At 60.9% G+C, this 22510-nt stretch carries 19 protein-coding genes; 12 read left to right on the top strand and 7 right to left on the bottom strand.

The genetic code is table 11. The features are described 5' to 3' along the window. Positions 1–119: 119 nt before the first annotated feature. From GK109_RS01115 to GK109_RS01100, 4 genes are all read left to right on the top strand, one after another. A complete protein-coding gene (locus GK109_RS01115) occupies positions 120–1820 on the top strand; it encodes an NAD(P)/FAD-dependent oxidoreductase (protein ID WP_157238376.1) in 1701 nt (566 codons plus the stop codon). Positions 1821–2106: 286 nt separating this feature from the next. Continuing rightward, positions 2107–2856 (top strand): SDR family NAD(P)-dependent oxidoreductase, encoded by a 750-nt coding sequence (locus tag GK109_RS01110; protein ID WP_104997703.1) that lies wholly within the window; start codon positions 2107–2109, stop codon positions 2854–2856. 75 nt (positions 2857–2931) lie between these two features. Further along, on the top strand, positions 2932–3471 hold the full coding sequence (locus GK109_RS01105) for a flavin reductase family protein (RefSeq protein ID WP_104997704.1): 540 nt from the start codon (positions 2932–2934) through the stop codon (positions 3469–3471). 110 nt (positions 3472–3581) lie between these two features. Further along, the gene (locus tag GK109_RS01100; RefSeq protein ID WP_158677221.1) at positions 3582–4049 is read left to right on the top strand and encodes an NUDIX domain-containing protein; all 468 of its coding nucleotides are present in this window, start codon (positions 3582–3584) and stop codon (positions 4047–4049) included. Here the strand turns inward: GK109_RS01100 and GK109_RS01095 are convergent. Then, positions 4037–4387, bottom strand: coding sequence for a helix-turn-helix transcriptional regulator (locus GK109_RS01095; protein WP_104997706.1), 351 nt, complete (start codon positions 4385–4387; stop codon positions 4037–4039). The two genes, GK109_RS01100 and GK109_RS01095, sit on opposite strands and share 13 nt — an antisense overlap. A gap of 152 nt (positions 4388–4539) precedes the next feature. Between GK109_RS01095 and GK109_RS01090 the strand changes: the two genes are divergently transcribed. The 3 genes from GK109_RS01090 (at position 4540) to GK109_RS01080 (ending at position 7414) form a co-directional block, all read left to right on the top strand. Then, entirely contained in the window at positions 4540–5256 is a 717-nt protein-coding gene (locus GK109_RS01090) for an NADPH-dependent F420 reductase (protein WP_157238375.1), read from the top strand. 242 nt (positions 5257–5498) lie between these two features. Further along, positions 5499–6038: a nuclear transport factor 2 family protein gene (locus tag GK109_RS01085; RefSeq protein WP_104997708.1), complete on the top strand. Its 540-nt coding sequence runs from the start codon at positions 5499–5501 to the stop codon at positions 6036–6038. 83 nt (positions 6039–6121) lie between these two features. After that, positions 6122–7414: an IS256 family transposase gene (locus GK109_RS01080; protein ID WP_157238374.1), complete on the top strand. Its 1293-nt coding sequence runs from the start codon at positions 6122–6124 to the stop codon at positions 7412–7414. Positions 7415–7537: 123 nt separating this feature from the next. Here GK109_RS01080 and GK109_RS01075 read toward each other — a convergent pair whose 3' ends face one another. From GK109_RS01075 to GK109_RS01060, 4 genes are all read right to left on the bottom strand, one after another. Continuing rightward, a complete protein-coding gene (locus tag GK109_RS01075) occupies positions 7538–9040 on the bottom strand; it encodes an NAD-dependent succinate-semialdehyde dehydrogenase (RefSeq protein ID WP_157238373.1) in 1503 nt (500 codons plus the stop codon). Between the two features lie 85 nt (positions 9041–9125). After that, entirely contained in the window at positions 9126–10811 is a 1686-nt protein-coding gene (locus GK109_RS01070; RefSeq protein ID WP_157238372.1) for a thiamine pyrophosphate-dependent enzyme, read from the bottom strand. A gap of 61 nt (positions 10812–10872) precedes the next feature. After that, entirely contained in the window at positions 10873–12186 is a 1314-nt protein-coding gene (locus GK109_RS01065; protein ID WP_157238371.1) for a dihydrolipoamide acetyltransferase family protein, read from the bottom strand. A gap of 26 nt (positions 12187–12212) precedes the next feature. Beyond that, on the bottom strand, positions 12213–14423 hold the full coding sequence (locus GK109_RS01060) for a thiamine pyrophosphate-dependent enzyme (protein WP_157238370.1): 2211 nt from the start codon (positions 14421–14423) through the stop codon (positions 12213–12215). Positions 14424–14572: 149 nt separating this feature from the next. On the opposite strand from GK109_RS01060, the gene GK109_RS01055 reads away from it, so the two are divergent. Together GK109_RS01055 and GK109_RS01050 are read left to right on the top strand one after the other, a co-directional pair. Further along, on the top strand, positions 14573–15244 hold the full coding sequence (locus GK109_RS01055; protein WP_104187981.1) for a GntR family transcriptional regulator: 672 nt from the start codon (positions 14573–14575) through the stop codon (positions 15242–15244). 21 nt (positions 15245–15265) lie between these two features. After that, positions 15266–15820, top strand: coding sequence for a VOC family protein (locus tag GK109_RS01050; protein WP_157238369.1), 555 nt, complete (start codon positions 15266–15268; stop codon positions 15818–15820). Positions 15821–15993: 173 nt separating this feature from the next. Here GK109_RS01050 and GK109_RS22285 read toward each other — a convergent pair whose 3' ends face one another. Beyond that, entirely contained in the window at positions 15994–16074 is an 81-nt protein-coding gene (locus GK109_RS22285) for a MerR family DNA-binding transcriptional regulator (RefSeq protein ID WP_104999707.1), read from the bottom strand. Positions 16075–16321: 247 nt separating this feature from the next. Between GK109_RS22285 and GK109_RS01040 the strand changes: the two genes are divergently transcribed. The 3 genes from GK109_RS01040 (at position 16322) to GK109_RS01030 (ending at position 19683) form a co-directional block, all read left to right on the top strand. Beyond that, positions 16322–17692 carry an MFS transporter gene (locus GK109_RS01040; RefSeq protein WP_157238368.1) on the top strand — a complete coding sequence of 457 codons (1371 nt, stop codon included), beginning with the start codon at positions 16322–16324 and terminating at the stop codon, positions 17690–17692. Positions 17693–18007: 315 nt separating this feature from the next. Beyond that, a complete protein-coding gene (locus tag GK109_RS01035; RefSeq protein WP_104997716.1) occupies positions 18008–18220 on the top strand; it encodes a hypothetical protein in 213 nt (70 codons plus the stop codon). Then, positions 18220–19683, top strand: a complete 1464-nt coding sequence (locus tag GK109_RS01030; RefSeq protein ID WP_354147579.1) for an MFS transporter — start codon at positions 18220–18222, stop codon at positions 19681–19683. The genes GK109_RS01035 and GK109_RS01030 overlap by 1 nt, the downstream gene beginning before the upstream one ends. Positions 19684–19772: 89 nt before the next feature. Here the strand turns inward: GK109_RS01030 and GK109_RS01025 are convergent, their stop codons facing one another. Continuing rightward, on the bottom strand, positions 19773–20807 hold the full coding sequence (locus GK109_RS01025; RefSeq protein ID WP_231754779.1) for a DUF4192 domain-containing protein: 1035 nt from the start codon (positions 20805–20807) through the stop codon (positions 19773–19775). Positions 20808–22510: the final 1703 nt, after the last annotated feature.

Below are 22510 nucleotides of genomic sequence, written 5' to 3'. Positions count from 1 at the left end.
ACTGACATCAAAGGAGATCCGGTGGGCTTTTCAAAAGTACAGAACCAGGATGGGTTGTTCCATCCAACGAGTGGTGACGCCCAGTGACCAGTGAAGACGCGCGTCCAGGGAGCGAAGCCATGTCAAACAACCACCTCCAGAACCCCGCGGGTGAGACTGAGGAATATTCCGTCGTCGTCATCGGCGCGGGCATGGGGGGCATCTACGCCCTCCACCGGTTCGCCGACCTGGGACACGACGTTCACGGCTTCGAAGGAGCAGACGGCGTCGGGGGCGTCTGGTATCACAACGCCTACCCGGGCGCCCGCGTGGACTTGGAGAGCCACAGCTACGCCTTCATGTTTGATCCCGAGTTGTACGCGGGATGGGACTGGAGCGAGCGATATGCCGCACAACCCGAAATCCTGCGGTACTTGAACTACGTGGCGGACCGCCTCGATGTGCGCCGCAACCTCTCACTAAGCACCTGGGTGACGTCCGCCGATTGGCAGCCCCAGGAGAACAAGTACCTCATCAAGACCAATACCGGCCGAACGGTTTGGGCTCGCTATCTGGTGATGGCGACAGGACAGCTCTCCAAGCCGCGGAAGCCGGACTTCCCGGGACTCGACGATTTCGAGGGGGAGTGGTATCAAACCGCACATTGGCCTCAAACCCCCGTTGAGATTGCCGGCAAGCGCGTGGCCCTCATTGGAACGGGGTCTTCGGGTGTGCAGGCTGCTACGGAAATGGCCAAAACAGCCGCGCAACTCTACGTCCTGCAGCGGACCCCGAACTACTCGATCCCCGCACACAATGGACCGGCGGACAGGAGGAAGAAGGCCCGCCTCAACAAGAAGGTTCTGCAACTGCGTGACGAGTCATATAACTCCCCGGTCGGTTATGTTATGCAGGGCTTTGCGGGCAAGGCTTCCGACTTCTCGGAAGAACAGCAGCAGCAGATTCTCGAGTCCAGATGGGCCTTCGGGGGCCAGACCCTGCTCGGAACTTTCTCCGATCAGGGGACGAACATCGATGTCAACAACGTCGTCGCAGAGTTCGTCCGCGGCAAGATCCGCGACATGATCGACGATCCCGAGACCGCCGAGAAGCTCATGCCTACCTCCTACCCGATTGGCATCCGTCGGCTCTGCATTGATACCGGGTATTACCCGATCTTCAATCAAAGCAATGTCAGTCTCGTGGACTTGAGAAGTGATCCGATCGAGCGCATCACCAAGACGGGGATTAAGACCCGGAACAATGAGTACGAGGTTGACCTGATCGTCTTTGCCCTCGGCTTCGAGGCCTTTACGGGCGCCCTCGACCAGGCCAACGTCCGCAACGAGCACGGCCAGCAGCCGAGCGACCGGTGGAAGCATAAGCCGCAGACCCATCTGGGGGTGATGACGCATGGATTCCCGAACCTGTTTATGCTTACCGGTGCGCAAAGCCCGAGTGTGCTCGCAAACTTCTTCGTGGGGAACAACCAACACGTTGATTTGGTGGCCGACATCATTGCGCAGGCCGAAAAGAAGGGCGCAGTCCGCATCGAGGCCAGCCTTGAGGCAGAGCGGGAGTGGGGCGATCACTGCAATGAGATTGCGGCGCCGCTCTTGCGCCGTGCCGTGGACAACTACATGGTCCATGTCAACAAGTACGACGGCTCGCGCTATTTCATTCCGTATGCGGGTGGCTTCGACAAGTACGTCAAAAAGGTTCAAGAAGTTGTCGCCGACGACTACCGCGGCTTTGTGTTCACAAAGGCTTTTGCACCTGGTAATTCAGGACAAAGCACGAACGAAAACCGAAGCCTTGACGCGGTCCTCACGGCAAAGTAGATAGACAGCCATCGGGCTCCCCGGAAGCCGGACTGGTCATCCAGTTCAGGCTTGCGGGGAGCCTTCTTATTCCCGCCCTCTGGTTGCCGACATGCGGCGCAAGGGCTTTTGCCGGCCCCGCGAGAGGACACACTTTTGGCGCGGTTTCATTCCTTGTTGGCGCCGATGGCCATCCCGGTGCAGCCCTACCCGCACTTAGCGTTGATTGTGGGCGAAGTCAGCAAGAAGGCTACGCACTGAGATCAAAGGAGATCCCGTGAGCTTCCCCGGACGTGAAGGAATAGCAATGAGCAACGTACTCGAAGGCAAGACCGCAATAATCACCGGTGCCGGCTCAGGCATGGGTTTGGCAACTGCCCGCCTTTTTCATCAGCAGGGCGCAAACATCGTCTTGGCGGACTTCTCGGGGGCCCAGGAGAAAACGGCTGTGGAGCTCGGAGACCGAACGGTGCCGATCCAAGCTGACATTTCAAAAGCTGGAGACGCGAAAGCAATGGTTGATCTGGCAATTAGCGAGTTCGGTGGCCTCGACATTCTTTGCAATATTGCAGGGGCAAATGCTCCCATGGTGCAGCACCATGAGGCGCTGGAGTCGGACTTCGACAAGATGATTAACGTAAATCTCCGGGGCGCTTTCCTCACAATGAAGTATGCAATTCCCGCCATGCTCGAGCAGGGCGGGGGATCGATCGTCAACGTGGCCTCGGCTGCAGCCTTGATGGGGACGCCTCTCTACGGCGGTTACAGCGCAGCCAAGACCGGCCTCCTCGGGCTGACCCGCACCATCGCCCTCGAATACGCGGAGCGGAATATCCGCGCAAACTCCATCTGCCCTGGCCCCATAAGGACTCCAATGATGGAAGAAGCTCTGGCGGAAAACCCTGCCGCCGCCGACTATCTCATCAATATGGTTCCGGCACGTCGCGTCGGAACCGCAGAAGAAGTAGCCAATGCCGTCCTGTTCCTCGCCAGTGAGCAGTCTTCGTACATCACCGGCGTCGCACTGCCTATCGATGGCGGCCAGACGGCCGCGTAACTGCCCAGACGTATTCGGCCCGGGAATGGTCAAAGAGCGATAGTTCCCACACGGGCACCGAGAGGAAGAAAACCCATGACCCAAAAATTTATGACCCGGCCGAAGGTCAGCGCATTCGGCAACGACCCTTTGCTGGTGAGAAGCACGTTCGCACAGTTTCCGTCAGGAGTGGCGGTGCTCGCGGTCGAATCCGGCGACGAGAAGCATGCACTCGTCGCGTCATCGTTCATGGTTGGCGTGTCGCTCGAACCGTGCCTCGTCGCGGTAGCTGTGCAGAAGTCGTCGGAGACATGGGAGCAGATCAAGGATGCGGCTTCACTTGGGGTTTCGATCTTTGGCAAGGGGCAGGGACATCTGACCCGCAAGCTCGCAGGCAAGGACCGTGCTGCACGTTTTGAGCAGGTGGCTATCGACGTCGGTGAGGACGGGGCAGTGTTCATAGAAGATGCGGCGTTGTGGCTCGAGTGCTCGGTCCACGAAGTTTCAGAGGCCGGCGATCACTGGATGGCGCTGCTTGAGGTGAAGAAGCTCGGAGTGGGCGAAAACGAGCCGCTCATTTGGCACGGCGCCAAGTTCCGCGAGCTCGTCAACGCTCAGTCGATCGACGTCGTGTAGCAGACAGAGCGGTTGCTGTGCGTTGGAATGACAATATGAGCGTCGTTGATGCGGCGTCCGGCGGGAGGTTTCCCTCGCGCGCTGCGCATGACATCCCAGCGGACCGGACCGTGATAGCGGCCGTCATCCAGTGGCGGGACAAGATTGCACTGTTCAGAAGAAGCGGAAATCTTGGCCACGACAGAGGCCTTTGGCACTGCATTACCGGATTTATGGAAGCCGGGGCCACGCCTGAACAGCAGACCCTTGAAGAGTTGTTTGAAGAAGCCGGTCTGCAAACCAAAGACCTCCTGGGACTCCTGCCGGGACCGGACTTGGTGGTGGCTGACGGCTTGGGCAATCCGTGGCTCATCCATACCTTCACTGCCTTGACGTCCCGACGGCGGCTGAAGATCAATTGGGAAAACGACGCCTACCGGTGGACCGCTCCGCACAAGGCCAAGCGTTTCACTAACCGCGTGGACTGGCTGGACAACGTACTCGATGCGACCGGTCATGTCCCGCGTACCGTTCCGGCACCTGAACCCGGGGCATCCCCGGGATGGATCCTGCGTGCCGCTCCAGGTCAGGAGGCCTGACGATCCCCGTGGTTGAAGTGGGCAGCCTCCTGGAGGATCAGTTTCAGCAGGCCGGGGAAGCGCACTTCCAGGTCATCGCTGCGCAGCCGGCTCATGCGGCGGACACCTACGTCATGCTGATGGATCACGCCAGCCTCACGCAACACCCGAAAGTGGCGGGTCCCGGCAGACTTTGTCACTGGCAGGGCAAAGTCGGTGCACGGGATGTCCTCGTTGCTGCCAGCCAGCTTGATGACGATCCCCAGCCGCACCGGGTCAGTCACGGCAGCCATCAGGCGGAACAGGTCCAGTTCACTTACGTCAGGGTGCGTGAGGGGGGTGGAAGTTCGGCTGGCCATGTGCCCAGTCTATCGCCAAAACCGCCTATGTTTACGCTGACGCGAACATAGGATACGTTTAACGCCAGGCCCACCCACCAGTGCGTGCCATCAACGGGCCGTAGCTTTCAGGTTCCCGCCCCATCCACGACTCTCGACTGAGGAAACAAAAAATGCCCACCCTTGGAATCATTGGCACCGGGAACATCGGTGCTGCCATCGCTCGTCTCGCCGTAAGTGCCGGCATCCCCGTAGTGCTGTCCAATTCCCGCGGCCCGGAGACTCTTGCCAGCCTTGTCTCAGAGTTGGGTCCCCTGGCTTCCGCAGGCACCATCGAGCAGTCGGCGGCGGCCGGAGACATAGTTGTGTTGTCCGTGCCGCTGACCGCGCACACTGCTATTCCTGCGTCCCTGCTTGAAGGCAAGGCGGTGCTCGACACCACAAACTACTACCCGTTCCGGGACGGAAGGGTTGCAGAGCTCGACGAGGAAAGGGTGACTACTAGCGAGCTCGTGCTACGGCACTTTCAAGGAGCCGGCCTGACGAAGGCCTTTAACAACATCCTCGCGCACCACATCCCCCAGCTGGCGCGCCCCTCTGGCGCCCCCGATCGTACCGCCCTGCCCGTGGCTGGCGATGACGCTTCCGCCAAGACCAAGGTCATGAGCCTTATCGAGCAACTGGGCTTCGATGCAGTGGACGCCGGTCCGTTGGCTGAGAGCTGGCGTTTCGAGCCGGAAGCCCGTGCCTACACCGTGCTTTACCTGGCGGACCCCGCAACCCCGGACGACCGCATGCTCGAAGCTCCCGCCGCGCCGGTGCCCGCTGAACGGCTGCGTGACGCACTGAAGCGCGCCGAACCGGTTCGGGTTGCCGCGCGCACCTTCTAGGAACCATTCCACGCCTGCTGGCCTGAGTGGCACGCCTTTGACGGCGGCACTAAGGTCAGCGGCGCATGCGGGTTCTTACACGGTGCCGACGGAGGCCGTCCCGGTAGCGGGCGCGCCTGACGCAGTTTCCCAACTGCATGGCGCCCAAGATGCTATCCGTCCAGCAACGCCTGCTTTTAGCGTAGTTTCTCACGAGGGCCGCAAAGAAGCTGCCTGGCGTTTGGAATAGAAAGTCTGGATACATGTCCCTCACAGATGCTCAACTGACTGAGTTGTATGACAAACAAGCCCTCCATGACAACCTCATGTTGTATGCGAGGGGCGCCGACCGGCACGACCGCGAGCTGATGAAATCCACATATTGGCCTGATTCATTCGATAATCACGGCGGCTATGTCGGAAACGGCCAGGAGTGGGCTGATGCAGCCATGACCTGGCACGACAAGATCCACAGCTGCAGCCACCACATCTCCAACGTCCTGTCCGAGATCGACGGCAACCGGGCCAAGCGCGAAAGCACGTTCATCTGCGTGGTCCCGTTCAAGGACCCCGAGGTGACAATGTTCCAGGCCGGCCGCTACCGCGACTTGTGCGAAAAGCGCGACGGCGTGTGGAAAATCCTTCACCGCACCTGCATCTGGGACTGGATCGACGTCCGGCCCGTCAACTCGGACTGGGACATCGTGGGCGTCCCCCGCGTCTCGCACTGGGGAGCCTGGCATCCCGAGGACCCGATCTACAAGGACTGGGTCGACAGCCCGCCGACCGAATTCTCGCGGTAGCCCTGCACCTGCTGGGACTGTGGAAATAACGGTGTATCTGGCTCGACACGCCGGGCGGTAAGCCTGGCGGGGAGGAGCCCGATATGGCCGCAACACTTGAGGCTGTGCCGAGTACGAAAACCGTTGAAAATCTGACAGAGAAGTCCGAGGCTGAGGCCGCACGCGAGTTAGTGAGGATGGCCAAGGAACAGGGCCTGTCCCTGACCGGACCGGACGGTCTGCTCAAGCAGCTGACCAAGACAGTCATCGAGACCGCGCTGGACGAGGAACTGACCGAGCATCTGGGCTATGAAAGGCATGACACGGCGGCCAAGGAGACTGCCAACTCGCGTAACGGGACGCGCCCCAAGACGGTGCTGACGGAGACGACAGGCCCGGTGCAGATCGACGTTCCGCGGGACCGGGACGGGACTTTCGAACCGAAGATTGTCGCCAAGCGCCAGCGGCGTTTGTCCGGGGTCGATGAGATGGTTCTCTCGCTCTATGCCAAGGGCCTGACGACCGGGGAGATCAGCGCTCATTTCGCCGAGATCTACGGCGCTTCGGTGTCCAAGGAGACGGTCTCGCGGATTACCGACCGGGTGCTTGAGGAGATGGCAGCGTGGCAGAACCGGCCGCTGGACGAGGTCTACGCCGCGATCTTCATCGACGCTATTGTCGTCAAGGCCAGGGACGGGCAGGTCGCCAACCGGCCCGTCTACGCAGCCATCGGGGTCACGCTCGCGGGTGAGAAGGACATCCTGGGGCTCTGGGCCGGGACCGGCGGGGAAGGCGCCAAGTTCTGGATGAGCGTGCTCACCGACATCAAGAACCGCGGTGTGAAGGACACCTTCTTCCTCGTCTGCGACGGGCTCAAAGGCCTGCCGGAGGTCGTCACCAACGTCTGGCCGCTGACGACGGTGCAGACGTGCATTATCCACCTGATCCGGAACACCTTCCGTCTGGCCTCAAGGCAGGACTGGGACGCACTCAAACGCGACGTGAAGACGATCTACACGGCCGTCAACGCCGCAGCCGCCCGGGCGGCGTTCGAGGAACTCACGGAGCGCTGGGGCAAGAAATACGGGGCGATCGTGCGCCTGTGGGAAAACGCCTGGGAGGAGTTCATCCCATTCCTGGACTACGACGTGGAAATCCGGCGCGTGATCTGCTCGACCAACGCGATCGAATCACTGAACGCCAGGTACCGGCGCGCCGTCAAGGCCCGCGGTCATTTCCCGACCGAGCAGGCTGCGCTAAAATGCCTGTATCTGGTCACCAGATCCCTCGATCCGACCGGTGCCGGCAGGACCCGATGGACAATGCGCTGGAAGCCCGCTTTGAACGCCTTCGCTATCACTTTCAGCGACCGATTCCCCGCCGCTGAAAACTTCTAAAACAAACCGCCGGATACACCGTAAATGAGATAGTCCCCACCTGCTCAGCTGGCTTTCCATGAACCACCTAAAAGCGCCTGCCGGTCCTCTACTGGGCCGGCAGGCGCTTTGGCGTTTGCGGTTTTAGTTGGCGTAGGGGTCGGCGATGCCGATGTATTGGGTGGTGGTGTATTCGGCGATGCCCTCTGATCCGCCTTCGCGGCCGAGGCCGGATTGCTTGACGCCGCCGAAGGGTGCCGCGGCGTTGGAGATGACGCCGGCGTTAAACCCAACCATGCCGAATTCAATCTGTTCTGCCACACGCAGGAGACGGTTGAAGTCGCGGCTGTACAGGTAGGAGGCGAGGCCGTATTCGCTGGCGTTGGCCAGCCGGACGGCGTCCTCTTCCGTTGTGAAGGTGGTGACGGGGGCGACGGGTCCGAAGATTTCCTGGCCCAGGATCGCAGCATCGTTGGGCACGCCTCCGAGGACAGTGGGCTGGTAGAAGTAGCCGGGACCATCCACGGGTGCGCCGCCGGTGACGGCTGTTGCTCCGGCGTCGACGGCGGCACTCACCAGTGCGTGCACGTCGTCCCTGGCGCCGGCGTCGATCAGCGGGCCCACCTGGGTGGCGGGGTCGGTGCCGCGGCCGGTGGCCAGCGCGCCCATCGCCGCGGCGAACTTGGCCGTGAATTCGGTTGCGACGGATTCGTGGACTAGGAAACGGTTGGCGGCGGTGCAGGCTTCACCCATGTTCCGCATCTTCGCCGCCATCGCCCCTTCGACGGCTTTGTCGAGGTCCGCGTCCTCGAAGACGATGAAGGGGGCGTTCCCGCCGAGTTCCATCGAGGTGCGGAGCACGTTCTGGGCGGCGTCGGCCATCAGCCGCTTGCCGACCGGGGTGGAGCCGGTGAAGCTCACCTTCCGGAGGCGGGAGTCCTTCAGCAGCGGCCCGGAAATTCCCGACGCGGAGGAGGAGGCGACGACGTTGAGGACGCCGGCGGGCAGGCCGGCGTCGAGCATGGTCTGCGCGAAGTACTGCGCCGTCAGCGGGGTGAGTTTGGCGGGTTTGAGGACCATGGTGCAGCCCGCCGCGACGGCGGGAGCGACTTTGCGGGTGGCCATCGCGAGCGGGAAATTCCAGGGGGTGATGAGCAGGCATGGACCCACCGGTTTGTGCTGGACCAGGATCTTGTTTTTGCCCTCGGGGGTGGTGAGGTAGCGGCCGTAGTCGCGGACGGTTTCCTCGGAGAACCAGCGCAGGAACTCTGCCCCGTAGGTGACTTCGCCGCGGGCTTCGGCCAGGGGCTTGCCCATTTCCAGGGTCATCAGCAGGGCAAAGTCCTCGGCCCGTTCGGTAACCAGGTCAAAAGCCCGGCGCAGGATCTCCGACCGCACCCGGGGTGCGGTCCGCGCCCACGAAGCCTGGACGGCATCCGCGGCATCCAACGCTGCAATCGCGTCATCGCTTGTGGCGGAAGCGAGGATGGCGAGTACCTCACCGGTGGCGGGGTCGTGCACGTCAAACGTGCCGCCGTCGGACGCGTCCCGCCACTCGCCGTTGATCAGCAGGCCGGTCGGAACGGAAGCGAGCAGGCTAGCCTCCCGCTCGGGAGAAATGGCAGGGAACATTGTGGAAACAGTCATAAAGGGAAGTCCTTAACAGTTGTAGGTTTCGGCAGGCTCAACCGCCGTTGGCCGGTTTCGACAGGGCCGAGACTGGTGGGGAGGGTTAGTAGGCTTTGACCCTCTGCTCAACCACCAGGTGGATGAGTGCAAACGTTTGGTCTTCATCGATCGCGTGGAGCGCTGCTGCGATGGCGGCAGGAATATCGGCGTCGCGTTCCACCTTGATCCCGAAACCCCCAAAGGCCTGTGCCATGAGCGCGAACTCCGGGTTTTTCAATTGGGTGCCCGAAACACGTTCGGGGTAATGCCGCTCTTGATGCGTGCGGATGGTCCCGTACTCCTGGTTGTCCATCACGATGACCAGAGGAGTGGCGCCATACTGGGCCGCGGTGGCCAGCTCCTGCCCATTCATGAGGAATTCGCCGTCTCCGGCGATCGTCACTACGCGCCTGCCGGGGTATTCCAGTGATGCGGCGATAGCGGACGGTATGGAGTAGCCCATGGACCCGTTGCGGGCGCTGATCATGGAAGCGTAGCGCTGGGTGGGGAAGTAGCGGTGCGCCCAGTTGGTGTGTTCGCCGGCGCCGAGGGTGACCATGGCGTCATGCGGGAGGGTTGGGACGAGGTTGGCCATCAGGGTGTCCATCCGTGCCGCACCGGCCGACGGCGTCGCCGGGGGGAGAGCGGCGAAGGCTTCCTGTTCGGCGCGCATTTTCGATGTCCAGTTCACCCATTCGTCTTTGACTGGAAGTTCGATTTTGGCCAAATCGCGGATAAAGACGTCCGGTTTGGCCAGGATCTGGTAGGAGACGGGCCCGGAGCGGCCGCGGAGGGAGGGGTCGATGGTGACGAGGAAGTTCTTTTTGGTCCAGTCCTGGCGGCAGAGGAATCCGTCGGTAATAACATCCCCCGGCACGGTGCCCACAAAGATCAGCAGGTCGGTTTCTTCCAACAGGTCATAGGTAGGGCGGGGCCGGCCGTAGCCGATTGGGCCGACGTAGGAGGGCGAATCAAAGGGGATGGTGCCTTCGGTGCGCCATTCGGCGGCGGCCGGGATGTGGTGCCTTTCCAGCCAGTGCGTGAGCTGGTCGGCGCCTTCCTGGGTCCAGTCATTTCCCCCGGTGACGAACAATGGCTTGCTCGATGCGGCCAGGGCATCGGCCAGCGCGGCCGCGTCCACAGTGGTCATTCCACCGGTGGCGACCGGGATGGGTGGATGGAGTTCGGCGGGGATCTGCTGGCGGATAACGTCTTCGGGCAGGCCAACGACGACGGGGCCTGGCCGTCCGCTTATGGCTGCGAAGAGGGCTTCGGCGACGATTTCCGAAGCGCGTTCGGCATGGTCGAGGACCATCACGCGCTTGGCGCCGGTATCGAACCAGGCTTTGATGTCGAACTCCTGGAAGGCCTCACGATCCCGGTGGGCGAAGGGGATCAGACCCACAAACAGCACCATGGGGGTGGAGTCCTGCCACGCGGTGTGCAGGCCAACATGGGCATTGGCGGCGCCGGGACCACGGGTAACCATCGCGATTCCCGGCAGCTGGTTCATCTTGCCGTCAGCCTCGGCCATGTAGGTGGCGCCACCTTCATGACGGCACACGATGGTTTCAATGGACGAGTCGTGGAGTCCGTCAAGAACGTCCAGGAAGCTCTCACCTGGCACCACATGGGCCCGTTTGATGCCGTGGGAGGCGAGCGTATCAACAATAACGTGCCCGGCGGACTTACGGGATGCCTGCAGCAGGTCCCCTGGCAACTCGCCTTGCTGGGCAGTTAATTGAGTCATGGATAAAACCTTTTCGCTGGATGCCGCGTCTTTGCGCAACAGGATTCAGTGGGGGATGCGATTACAGGAGGATGCTGAGCGGGCTCTCAATGCGCGTCTTGAAGGCGGACAGTAATTGGGCTGCCACCGCACCGTCGATAACCCGGTGGTCCGCGGAGAGGGTGCAACTCATAACTGTGGCAACTGCCAGCTGGCCGTCGCGCACCACCGGGCGTTGCTCGGCCGCCCCCACGGCCAGGATTCCGGCTTGGGGCGGGTTGAGAATTGCGGAGAACTCCCGCGTCCCGTACATCCCCAGGTTGGTCAGGCTGAAGGATCCGCCCTCGAGTTCCTGTTGCCGGATCCGGCCGGCGCCCGCGCGTTCTTTGTAGTCGCCCATGGTTCTGCCTATAGAGCTGAGGGAAAGGCTTTCCAAGCCGCGGACCACCGGTGTCAGCAGTCCGTCTGCGGTTGCGATGGCTACGGAGACATCCACTGTGGAATAGCGACGGATGGCGTCTCCTTGCCATGACGCGTTCGCAGCTGGCACGTCCACAAGGGCACCTCCCAGGGCTTTCAGGACAAGATCGTTGACGGTTGTTTTCTGTCCCTGAGCGGACGTGTCCTGGTTAATTTGCTTGCGTAGAGCCAGGAGTGCGTCCATTTCGACGTCGATGGAGACGTAGAAATGGGGAACGGTAGTCTTCGACTCGGTCAGCCGCCGTGCGATGGCTTTGCGCATGCCCGAGAGGGGTTCGTCCTGGAAGTTTTGCACCCCCGGCGCCTGCTGCGCTTCCGCTGAGGACAGCACGACAGTTTCTTCCGGCTTTGGAGTTGACTCGGGGGTGGCTGCCTGCTGCCTTCCGGCAGCTTCAACATCGCCGCGCAGGATCCTGCCGTTGGGTCCGGAGCCCGCCAAGGCTGAAAGGTCGACGCCCATTTCTTTTGCGCGCTTTCGGGCCAGGGGTGACCCGAAGATGCGCGTGTCCCCTCCTTGAGCATTGCGGGACGGTTCCTGGCTCGCGTCCGGAGCCGCAGGCCGCGTATCCCGCCGGGTTGTTGGTGCTTCAGTGTCCTCGGGCACGGGATGCTCGGCAAGGCTATGTGAGGCGCCGCCGGCCGAGGCGATCTGCTTGTCTATGGACGCTTCGTCTTCCCCCGCTTCCACGAGCACCGCAATGGGCTCACCGACGCCCACGGAAGTTCCCGGCTGTATCAACAGCCTTCCGATGGTGCCCGGAAATTCAGCCTGTAGTTCAACAGTGGCTTTTTCAGTCTCAATTTCGGCGATGGGCTGTCCGGCGGTAATGGTATCGCCTATTGTCACGAGCCAGTCCTGGAGTGCTGCCTCGGTGGCGTCTGCGACGACGGCCGGCATGGTGATGATGGTTGCCATGATGAATGTCCTTCGATGGATCGGGTTCAGGAACGGCCGAGGTTGCGGGCTACTTCGTCGAAGCCGGCAAGGACGTCGTCGAGATCGGCGTTGGCGGCAGCCTCAAGGACCTTCGAGATGCTCGGCGCGGCTTCCTTCCCCGTAACCCGTTGGATGGGCTGGTCGAGGTAGTCGAAGAATCTGCGCTGGATCTCGTCCGAGAGCCAGCCGCCATATGAGGTGCCGCGGGCACCCTGTTCGACGATCAGCACGTTGTTGGTTTTCTGGATTGAGGCGCCGATGGTGTCCCAGTCCAGGGACGCCCGGTCAAGCCAGCGCAGATCGATAACTTCCGGGTCCAGATCCGGGCGTTGCTCAGCCGCCTGCAGGGAAACGTCCACCATGTTCAGGTAACTCAGTACGGTGACGCCTTCGCCTGCCCGCCGCATGGCAGCTTTGCCGACAGGCAACTCGTAATCAAGATTCCCTTCGGGAATGCTTCCCTTGGTCCCGTAGAGGTCGACGTGTTCAAGAACGAGCACCGGGTCCTGGAGTTCCAAAGCTGTATTCATCAGCCCGATATAGTCGTGCGGTGTTGACGGCGCTACGATGCGCCAGCCCGGGTTGTTGGCAAAGATGCCTGCCGGGTCCATGGAATGCTGGGAGCCATAGCCGGCTCCCATTGCCACCTTGGAGCGAAGCACCACAGGCATGGAGGACTGGCCGCCGAACATGTGCCGGGCCTTGCCAATCTGGTTGAAAATCTGGTCAGCGGCTACCCATAGGAAGTCCGAATACATGAACTCCACGATCGGCTTATAGCGCCCGGTCATGGACAGGCCGCCTGCCAGGCCGGCGAACGCGTTCTCGCTGATTGGTGTGCCCAGGACCCGATCGGGATAAGCATCTTTCAGGCCGCGGGTAGCCCCGTTGGTGCCGCCTTTGAGCCGGTGCACGTCCTCACCGAGGACCAGCACCCCCGGGTCCACGTCCATCCGGCGGCCGAGGACATCTGCAATGGCGTCCACGAAGCGGCGCTCCACCGTGCCGGCTTCTGTCTGCTCTTCGATGGTTGTCAGGGCCGGATCGCTCCTGATGTCGGTATCCACCCCTGCCGGATCCGGCCAAAGAGTGGGGCGGATCCGGCGGGCGCCTTTCGTGCTTTCCGGGTCCTTCTCCGTGATGTCGTCCACAATCCGGGTGATTTGCTCGGTGATGTGCGAGGTGAGGTCACTCAATTGTTCGTCCGTGAGGAGTCCGCGACGGGTCATCTCTGCGGCCAGTTTGGCCAAGGGGTCGCGGTCACGCCACTGCTTCTCCTCCTCCTTGGTCCGGTAGCCGAAGGCGCTGCCGGGGAAGGGGCCGTTCTGGTGGAAATAGCGGTAGGTTTCCGCCTCTATAAGAGTTGCTCCCTTACCGGCGCGCATGTAATCCACGGCTGCCTTCTGGGCAAGGTAGACCGCGAGGGGATCCATGCCGTCTACGCGCCAGGACCTGATTCCGAAGCCGGGGCCACGAGCTGCCAGCCGAGGTTCCCCTGTTACGTCGGAAACGTGGGTCGAGACAGCGTAGAGATTGTTTTCGATGTAGAAGCACAGCGGCAGGCGCCAGGCAGCGGCCAGGTTCATGGTCTCAAGCGTTGACCCGATGTTCGAGGCGCCGTCACCGAAATAGGTTACGGTGACCCCCATCCCATCTGCCTGCCCGCCGTCGTCCTGGATTTCTGTGTCATGGCGCTGTGCCCAAGCATTGCCAGCGGCAAGCGGCACTCCGCCACCCACGATAGCGTTGGTGCCCAGCGCTCCGGCCTCAAGCCACTGCAGGTGCATCGACCCGCCCCGCCCACCGCTGAAGCCAGCCTTGAGACCCAAAATCTCGGACATCGTCCGTCGGATGAACTCCGTGACCTGGTCGTTCTTTATCCCGTCGATGATCGACATACCGTTCGGGGACAGATAGGCAAGACCCTTTGCCAGGAACTGGTGATGGCCGCGGTGGGTGCCGTTCACGCCGTCGGCTCCCCGCAGCGCCAGAATGGATCCCACCGCTGCGCCCTCCTGGCCGATGCTGGAGTGGGCGGGGCCGTGCACCAAGCCCTCTGCCGCCAGCTGCAGGACAACTTCCTCAAAAATGCGGATGGTGTGCATCTGAACCAGCATGGATTCGAGCAACTCGGGAGCTGCTGCGTCCCAGTCATCGCGGGTGGTGCGTAACTCTGTGCACTCTGTCGAGTAAGTCAAGGGCGTAGTGGTTGACATCTTTGGCTCCCATGGGGCGTACGTGCATCGTTTTCGCGTTCGTCCAACCATAGGTGGGCGAATGGATCCAATGCAAGGAGCAAAGCTACTATTTGTGCGCCAGACATCCATGAATGGATCCATTCAGCCTCAGCCCGTATGCTGTAGGTATGTCCACCCAAGCTGTTCTGTTGAAGAAGTCGGGTGCTGCAAGCCAGCGCATCGCAGACGAACTAAGTCAGAGGATCCTCGACGGGGACCTCGCGCCTGGCACGAGGATCCGGCAGGAGCAGATCGCAGAAGAGTTCGGCGTCAGCAGGCTGCCGATCCGTGAAGCCTTGCGAATTCTTGAATCGCACGGACTCGTAACACTGGTCGCCTCATCTGGAGCCTGGGTCAGTTCCATGAACCTCGCTGAGTGCCAGGAGACGTATCTGATCAGAGAACGGCTTGAACCGCTCGCGCTGGGCCAGGCCATCGACAGCGTCAGCATTGAAACCTTGGATCGGCTCACCCAGTTGGCCAGCGAGATGGAGAACTGCCAGGTGGTGGAGGACTTCGTCGAACTGGACCGTGAATTCCACCTGTTGAGCTTTCAGGATGCGGGCATGCCGACCTTGCTGGAGATGGTCGAGCGGCTCTGGAACACCACCCAGCATTACCGGCGCGCGTACGTGCAGCTGATCGGTCCCGAGGGACTGGACGACACGCATTTGGAGCACAGGCTCCTTGTGGCGGCCATCCGCCGTCGTGACTCCCGCTCTGCGGAGGAATTGCTGGCCATGCATGTCCGCAAAACCCGCATGGCCCTGCTTGATCACCCTGAAATATTCGATCGCTAGAAATAGTTGTTGGAGAACCACATGAACCAGGACGCCGAACAGCAAGACATTGCCCTCAAGGAACGGCGCGGACTGCCGGGTATCCGTGGAACGGACCACATCGGGTTTACAGTGCCCGACATGGAGCAAGCTCACGAATTCTTCGTCAACGTCATAGGGTGCCAGCATGTCTACTCGCTGGGGCCGTACCCGCAAGACCCCGAGTTGATGCGGACAAAGCTCAACGTCCACCCGGAGGCGACACTGGCGGAGATACGCTTCTACCGCTGCTTCAACGGGGCAAATTTTGAGGTCTTCAACTACTCCACCCCGGATCAACGGCGGGAACAGCCCCGCAACAGTGACATTGGCGGTCATCACCTCGCCTTCTATGTCGAGGACCTCGACGTGGCTGTCGACTATCTCAGAAACCAGGGGATCCAGGTGCTCGGGGAACCGACTTCAAGTTCAGGAGCCAGCAAGGGCCAGCGTTGGGTCTACTTCCTGGCGCCGTGGGGAATGCAATTCGAACTCGTGTCCTTTCCGCAGGGAAAAGCGTACGAATCACAATCCCCACTGCGGCTCTGGATGCCCTAGGGAGACCTGGCGCTACTGCAATCCCGGGCTGAGCCCGTGCCGCAGATCAGCTGGTCCTAACCCGCGCAGAGTTTCTGCGAGCGGCCAGCTGCGGTGTCGAGGGCTTCAATGTAGCGAGTGAGCGCATCGCGGTTGTGGATCAGAAGATCGATTTCTGGGACATCCGCGCGCGCTCATGCAGCCACCAAGCCCTGCTCTTCGTAGTACAGCAGCGTGCGTGCCGGAACACCTGACCGCTTTGCCAGTCCTCCGATACGCCTGGCATTCCTTCGCTGGGGAACTGCGCCGGCACTATCACTAGTGGCATTGCTTAAAGGGCCACAAGGTCAGAAGTATCGCATTATGAAAGTTAGATAGGATATACGAAAGTTTCTCTTGACGCACGGTCTGAATCGAACTAGCTTCGACGTACCGACCCGGCCGCACGAAGAAGAGCGTCTGGCGGGATCCACCTGTAACCCGGTCGCCTTTGGTGCCGGCGGAAAACACCCAGGAGAACACATGCGGACAACGAAGTCGCAGGCCCTGCTGACTACTGGATTAAAGGCGGAACAGGACGTGCCCATCGTCCAACCCGCAGAATCCAAGGAGTTCGGGCCAGACCAGAAGAAGCTGCTGCACCGCACTGTCGCCGGCAGCGTCGTCGGCAACATCATCGAGCAATACGACTTTGTGCTTTACGGATCGGTTGCCGCCCTGGTCTTCGGCAAGCTGTTTTTTCCGACCTTCGATCCGACTGTCGCCCTGCTTGCCGCGTTCGGGACCTATTCCGTCGGTTTCATTGCCCGCCCGCTCGGTAGCCTGGTGGCGGGGCATGTCGGTGACCTCCGCGGTCGTAAGGGCGTCCTGGTTGCCATGCTGCTCATCGCCGGGATTTCAACGACCGCCATGGGACTTCTTCCGACCTATGCTGTTGTTGGGATCTGGGCACCGTTATTTCTCGTCACCCTGCGGTTCGTGCAGGGCTTCTCGTTTGGCGGAGAATACGGTGGCGCCATTCTGATGGTCAGCGAGACGGCTCCCCGGGAAAAGCGGGGCTTTTATACCGGATTCATCCCGGCATCGTCAGCGGTAGGCGGGCTGCTTTCAACAGGGGTGCTCTTCGCTCTGAGTTTCATGCCAGCGGAGACGTTCGAAGCGTGGGGCTGGCGCGTCCCTTTCCTTGCGTCGATCATCCTCGTCGTGACTGGCCTCATCATTCGGCTTCGGCTCAAAGAGACCCCGGTATACAAGAACGCCGAGACGCAGGGAAAGATCACCCGTAAGCCCATCCTCGAAGTGATAAAGGCCAACCCAAAGGAGCTTCTCCTCGCGGCGGGAATCAGTTTCGGATTCGGCACGCTCACCTATGGCGTAGTGACCTGGTTATTGAGCTACATCACCAACAACCTCAAGCTTGACGCGGGTGTGGGTCTCATTGCGCTAACCATCGCTTTCGTCTTCTACGGCCTCAGCGACTGGGTGAGCTCAGCTATCTCTGACCGGGTAGGTCGACGGCCGGTCATACTCACAGGTGGAATTGCTTTTGCCGTCTGGTCATTTCCGATGTTCTCGCTGATCGACACAAGGAACTCCATACTCATCACGCTGGCGATGGCAGTTGCACTTATCCTATGCGGAATGATTTACGGCCCGCTTGCCTCGCTGATCAGTGAGCTCTTTGCCACCAAATTTCGTTACAGCGGCGCATCGATGGGCTACCAGCTCGGCCAGACCCTGGGCGGTGGATTCTCGCCCCTGATCGCAACGGCCCTCTACGCAGCAACACGGACTTCCTTTTCGGTCGCGCTCTATCTCGTGATTGCCGGGCTCATCACCGCCGCCTGTGTGTTCTTCCTAACGGAAACCAAGGGACGAGACCTCACACAATAACCGTCAGTCAACTGTCACCGGCTCTGCCCTCTCCCGCTGGGAGCGGGCAGAGCCTGGACCAGGAGCGGATCGGTGGCCACAAAATGGCGCATATTCGGGCGTTGTTGGCGTGGATGGCTATGAGCGGCCCGTGCGGGTCGCTTTTAGCCTTATATGAGAATGAGGCTTAAGCGGGACAACCATCGCACTGCCACTAAAGCCGGGCTTTGTTGTGGGATTGACCATGATCCAGTGCTCCACTTTCGTCCGCTCTGCCATAACCCGCCATGCTCGGTTTGAAGAGCAACATCACTTTCGGAAGGTCTTTCGACGGCAATGAATTACAGTTCGGATAATTCCATCACTTTCACGATCCAGCGACGCGCAGAATTGGAGCACCGCCTCGATACTGCGGTGGGCAAACTGCTTAAGAATGCGAAACTGCGGAAGCAGGGCATGCTGGTGACGCGTAGCAGCCCTGAGACCTTTACCGTCAGCCTGAGTGAAAAAGTACCGTACGGCACAACCATGGAGAAAATGAGCTGGTAGTGACGACAGCGACTGCCGACGGAGTCGGGTTTCGGTCCCGGCGGGGCCCCGTCCTTATTGCCCTGATGGTTGCGTCTGGCTTGGTGGCGATTGATTCGACGATTGTTGCGACGGCCATACCTTCAATCGTGCATGACGTGGGCGGCTTCACTTCCTTTCCCTGGCTTTTCTCGGCCTATTTGTTGGCACAGGCTGTCTGCGTGCCCGTCTACGCCAAGCTGTCTGACGTTGTCGGCCGCAAGCCGATCATCCTCTGCGGTATCGGTCTTTTCCTGCTCGGTTCGATCCTCTGCGGAGTTGCGTGGAGCATGCCCGCCCTCATTGCGTTCCGCGTGTTGCAGGGCCTGGGCGCGGGAGCAGTCCTGCCGATGGCAATGACCATCGTCGGCGATATCTACACGCCGACTGAACGGGCTAAGGTGCAAGGCTACCTTGCCAGCGTTTGGGCACTTTCGTCAGTCGCGGGCCCAACCTTAGGCGGCTTGTTCGCGTCGCTAGGCATCTGGCGCGGGATCTTCCTGCTGAACATCCCACTCTGCCTCCTGGCTGGGTGGATGCTGATCCGAGCGTTCCACGAACGCATCGAGCGCGGCAAACACCATGTGGACTATTTGGGGGCAATACTGCTAACTCTTTCCCTTAGCCTGCTGATCCTCGGGGCTCTCGAGGGCGGCCTGGCATGGGCGTGGAACTCCGTCACCAGCATCTCCGTGTTTGGAGTCGGGGCGCTCCTGTTCGCGGTGTTCGTTCTCGTCGAGAGGAGGGCAGCCGAGCCGGTGCTACCGCCGTGGGTAGTGTCCAGGCGTCTGCTGGCCACGACGTCGATGATCTCTTTCGGTATTGGTGCAATCATGTTCGGCCTTACTGCCTACGTGCCCACGTTCCTCTTAGGATCCCTCTCGACCTCCCCGGTTCTGGCCGGGCTCGCCCTGGCAGCACTGACTATCGGCTGGCCGATCAGTGCTTCACAGGCTGGCCGGTTCTATTTTCGCATCGGATACCGGAAGACGGCACTGATCGGTGTCATGGTCGCTGTCATCGGTACATCGGTCCTAACACTCACGGCCACTTCCCCCAACGTTCCGGTTGTGGCGGCGTGTTGTTTCGTCGTCGGACTGGGACTGGGGCTGGTAGCCACCCCGATCCTCATTGCCGCCCAGTCAAGTGTCGAATGGAATGAGCGCGGCGTAGTCACGGGTACTAATCTCTTCTCCCGTTCGATTGGAAGCTCCATCGGCGTCGCCGTTTTCGGGGCAGTAGCTAACTCGATATATGCCGGCGTCCCCGGCGGTGATTCTGACCCCCAGACAATTGTGTCTGCGACTACTGCAGTCTTCGTGGCCGTGCTGGTCAGTGCCATACTCACCGTTGTCGCCGTTATCGCTATGCCCGCGGTCGGCGGCACCAAGAGCACCGGCCTCGAGGCACCTACCGAGGCCGGTGCGGCCTCCGCACATGGTTAGAATCCTTGGCGCTATAGATCTGTGAACTTGCCGAATTGGACCGCCGCCGATGTTCCGGCCTTCTACTCAACTCCTACAACAATCCTGCGTTATGGCAGTTCGAAGGGCAGTGTTTTGTAGGCGGTGTCTTTGTTCATGTTCCAGCCGGCGACGATGCCGGAGCCGATCATTTGGTCGCTGAGGCGGGCGAGGCGGTAGGCGGGGTCGGTGTCGAGTGCGAGTTGGAGGAATTGGTGGGCTTTGCTGCCTCTGCCTTCCCACCAGTTGATGTAGCCAATGGTCGTGAGGACCGGGGCTGCGTGTTCTGCACTGGTTCGGGTGTAGGCGTGCAAGAGCAGTTGTTGTGCCCATTCGATGCGTGACCACTTCGGGGCCTGGTCGGTTTGGGCGAACAAGATCCGCTGCATTGGCTCGTCCACTCCTGGAATGTCTGCGATTAGCCGGTCGCGGATCGCCGGGAACTGCAGGTTCGCGACCAGGGCGTGGCAGTCGTCGTCGCTCGGGAAGGTCTTGGAGTCGAGCATGTCTGCCCAGAGTTGCCGGCCCTGTTGGAGCGCGGTGTCGGTGGGTTGGGATGCGATAGTGTCCATGTGGTGTTCGACGGCGATCGCTTTGGCTGCTGCCTGGCTGGTGGTTGGCAGGGTGACGCGGTCGGTAGGTTCGACGAAGCTGCCGCGATAGATGAATTCGGCGTTGATCGCGCTGGTCTGGGTGGAGTTGACGGGCAGGGCGAGGCTGGTGCCGGGTTCGCCGTCGTAGGGGGAAAAGGTTTCGTCGCCGACGAAGAGTCCGTCCCGGATGGTGATGCCCTGTTCGGCGAGGACCCCGGTGAGAGCGGCGATGGTGCCGGCGTGGGGTTTGGCCTGTCCGTGCTGGGCGGTTTCGCTGGTGTAGACGGCAAAGAGGATGGACGTGGCGGTGGTGTCGCTGGTCAGGTAATGAGCGACGGTGCGTGCGTAAGGGATTTCCTGACCAGTCTCTCGGGGGAGGTCGATGCGCAGTGTCGCACCGATGCTGTTCTCGTTCAAGGTGATGCAGACCAAGCTTTCCTGTGGCCAGAAGCCCAAGGTGTGCCCGATGAAACTGAGCACATCTGATGGTGTTGTGATCGTTAGCTTTTCCATGATCCCTTTGTTTCCCTTCACCCTTGTGTTGCTGTGCTTTTGCGGTTGTTGGTTGTGGGCGTCGTTCTGGTAGGGGACCACCCGCTGGGCTGAGGGGCCGAAGTGCAACTTGGGGGACCGGCGCCGGGGCCGAAAACTTCAGCTGGAGCCAACGCTCCACCGGTTCGATGACGAAGTTTTCGGTTCGGGGTCGGCGCGGTAGCGCCCTGGTTGCGCGGAGGACCCGCCCAGCGATCATTGGACATATCAGAATGACAAGCAGCGATTGAACTTCTGCCTGTCTATCGATGCCGAGTAACCAAGCGGCATGACCTACCAAGATATGGACGGTTCAGAACCCTCGCCGTGACTGTGGCTGGGCATGCGGAGCCTCCACAAAGGTGGGTCGTTATCGGATTCTTGTAGCGCTGAGGTCTGTTGAGGTGCGAGGCGAATCTCTCATGACAAAGAAGAACCGCATCCCGTCGTTGCGGGTTGAGGGTTGCGGGCTGCGGTCTTCGGCTGAACGCTTCGGCGGGCGCGAAATGGGGTGTGGACATTGTCCACAGTCTTGGCCTCGGATCGGGTGATACTGTCCTCGGACTGCTTCGAATTCCGCATGTTTTCGCGGGCTCCCAGTGTTTGCAAGGGCTGGAAGGTAGTTCGAGTCCCACCTCGGGCACGACGTTTTCCCTCGTCAGAGGCGATTTTGCTTTGACGTGTGTACAAAGCTTGTGGTCGCGTCGCTCTGACGGATGGTTCGCGGTCTTTGGCCTGGCTGCCGCGGAGCCTATTCAGGTGTGTGGGGTGGCGGGTTCAAGGCCCTGGCTGGTGGGCCTTCCGCCTGCTGTGGGCTTGGTTTGTGCGGTTCCTCGTTCCGATTCTGTCGGGTTGGTCGGGGGTGGCCAACACCTGTTCATGGGCCGGGGCCGCGGTCACAACATGACTTCGCTGTTGTTGGTGCGAAAGCTCCTTGGAAAGCACCTTCTTTTGCGGCACGGAAGCTTCGGGGTGCTCGCTTTGTCCTGTCAAAGGGGGTGTGGACAGTGTCCACACTTATGTCTGCTTTTTAAGGTTGTTCAAGGCGGCTGAAGAGCGCTGCGCCAAATTCGGATTGCCGACGGAGCGCACGGCCTGATAGCACAGAGGAGTTGCCCGGCGTCTGTGGAGTTCAGAATGACAAACCGCGAAGCTGGATCTGGTTGTTCAAAAGCGTAGGGAGCGGACCGACCGTTGACGCACCTGAGTGCTTGGGCCGACGGCAGTGGCTGGGGCGTGGGCGCGCCAGTCGCCTGGGATAATTTGCCCTGCAGTTTGGCCAATCTGGTCGACTCGGATACGTCAAGGGGCGGTATGTATCGTGGAGTGACCGGGCCAACGAAAGTCATGTGTCGCTGCACATTGAGCCGAGTAAGGAGTGTCAGGTTTCGATCTCAGAGGTGTTAGAAGCTCTTATTCAGCACCTTCCTGACGTCAGGTTGGGGTGTATTTCAATCGGGCATGATGCAGCCTCGGCTGGCCATTTCTGCTGCCGACCGATACTCGCCCGTAGATAGCTGAGCGGAGCAAGTTGCGTGAGTTATCACTGCTGGTGCTTCCGTTCAGGGTTTGTTCGCATCCAGTGCGTCGCTGCGCTGGCTGTCGAGATGGCCTTTGAACGCTTTTTCCGATTCGCAGCAGCGGGGGAGATCGCGCCAGGATCAGCTAGCTGCCGTGGCTGAGGC

It is taken from the genome of Pseudarthrobacter sp. GA104 (assembly GCF_009741265.1).
GTDB lineage: Bacteria > Actinomycetota > Actinomycetes > Actinomycetales > Micrococcaceae > Arthrobacter.
This window is presented reverse-complemented; position numbering and strand designations above follow the sequence as displayed.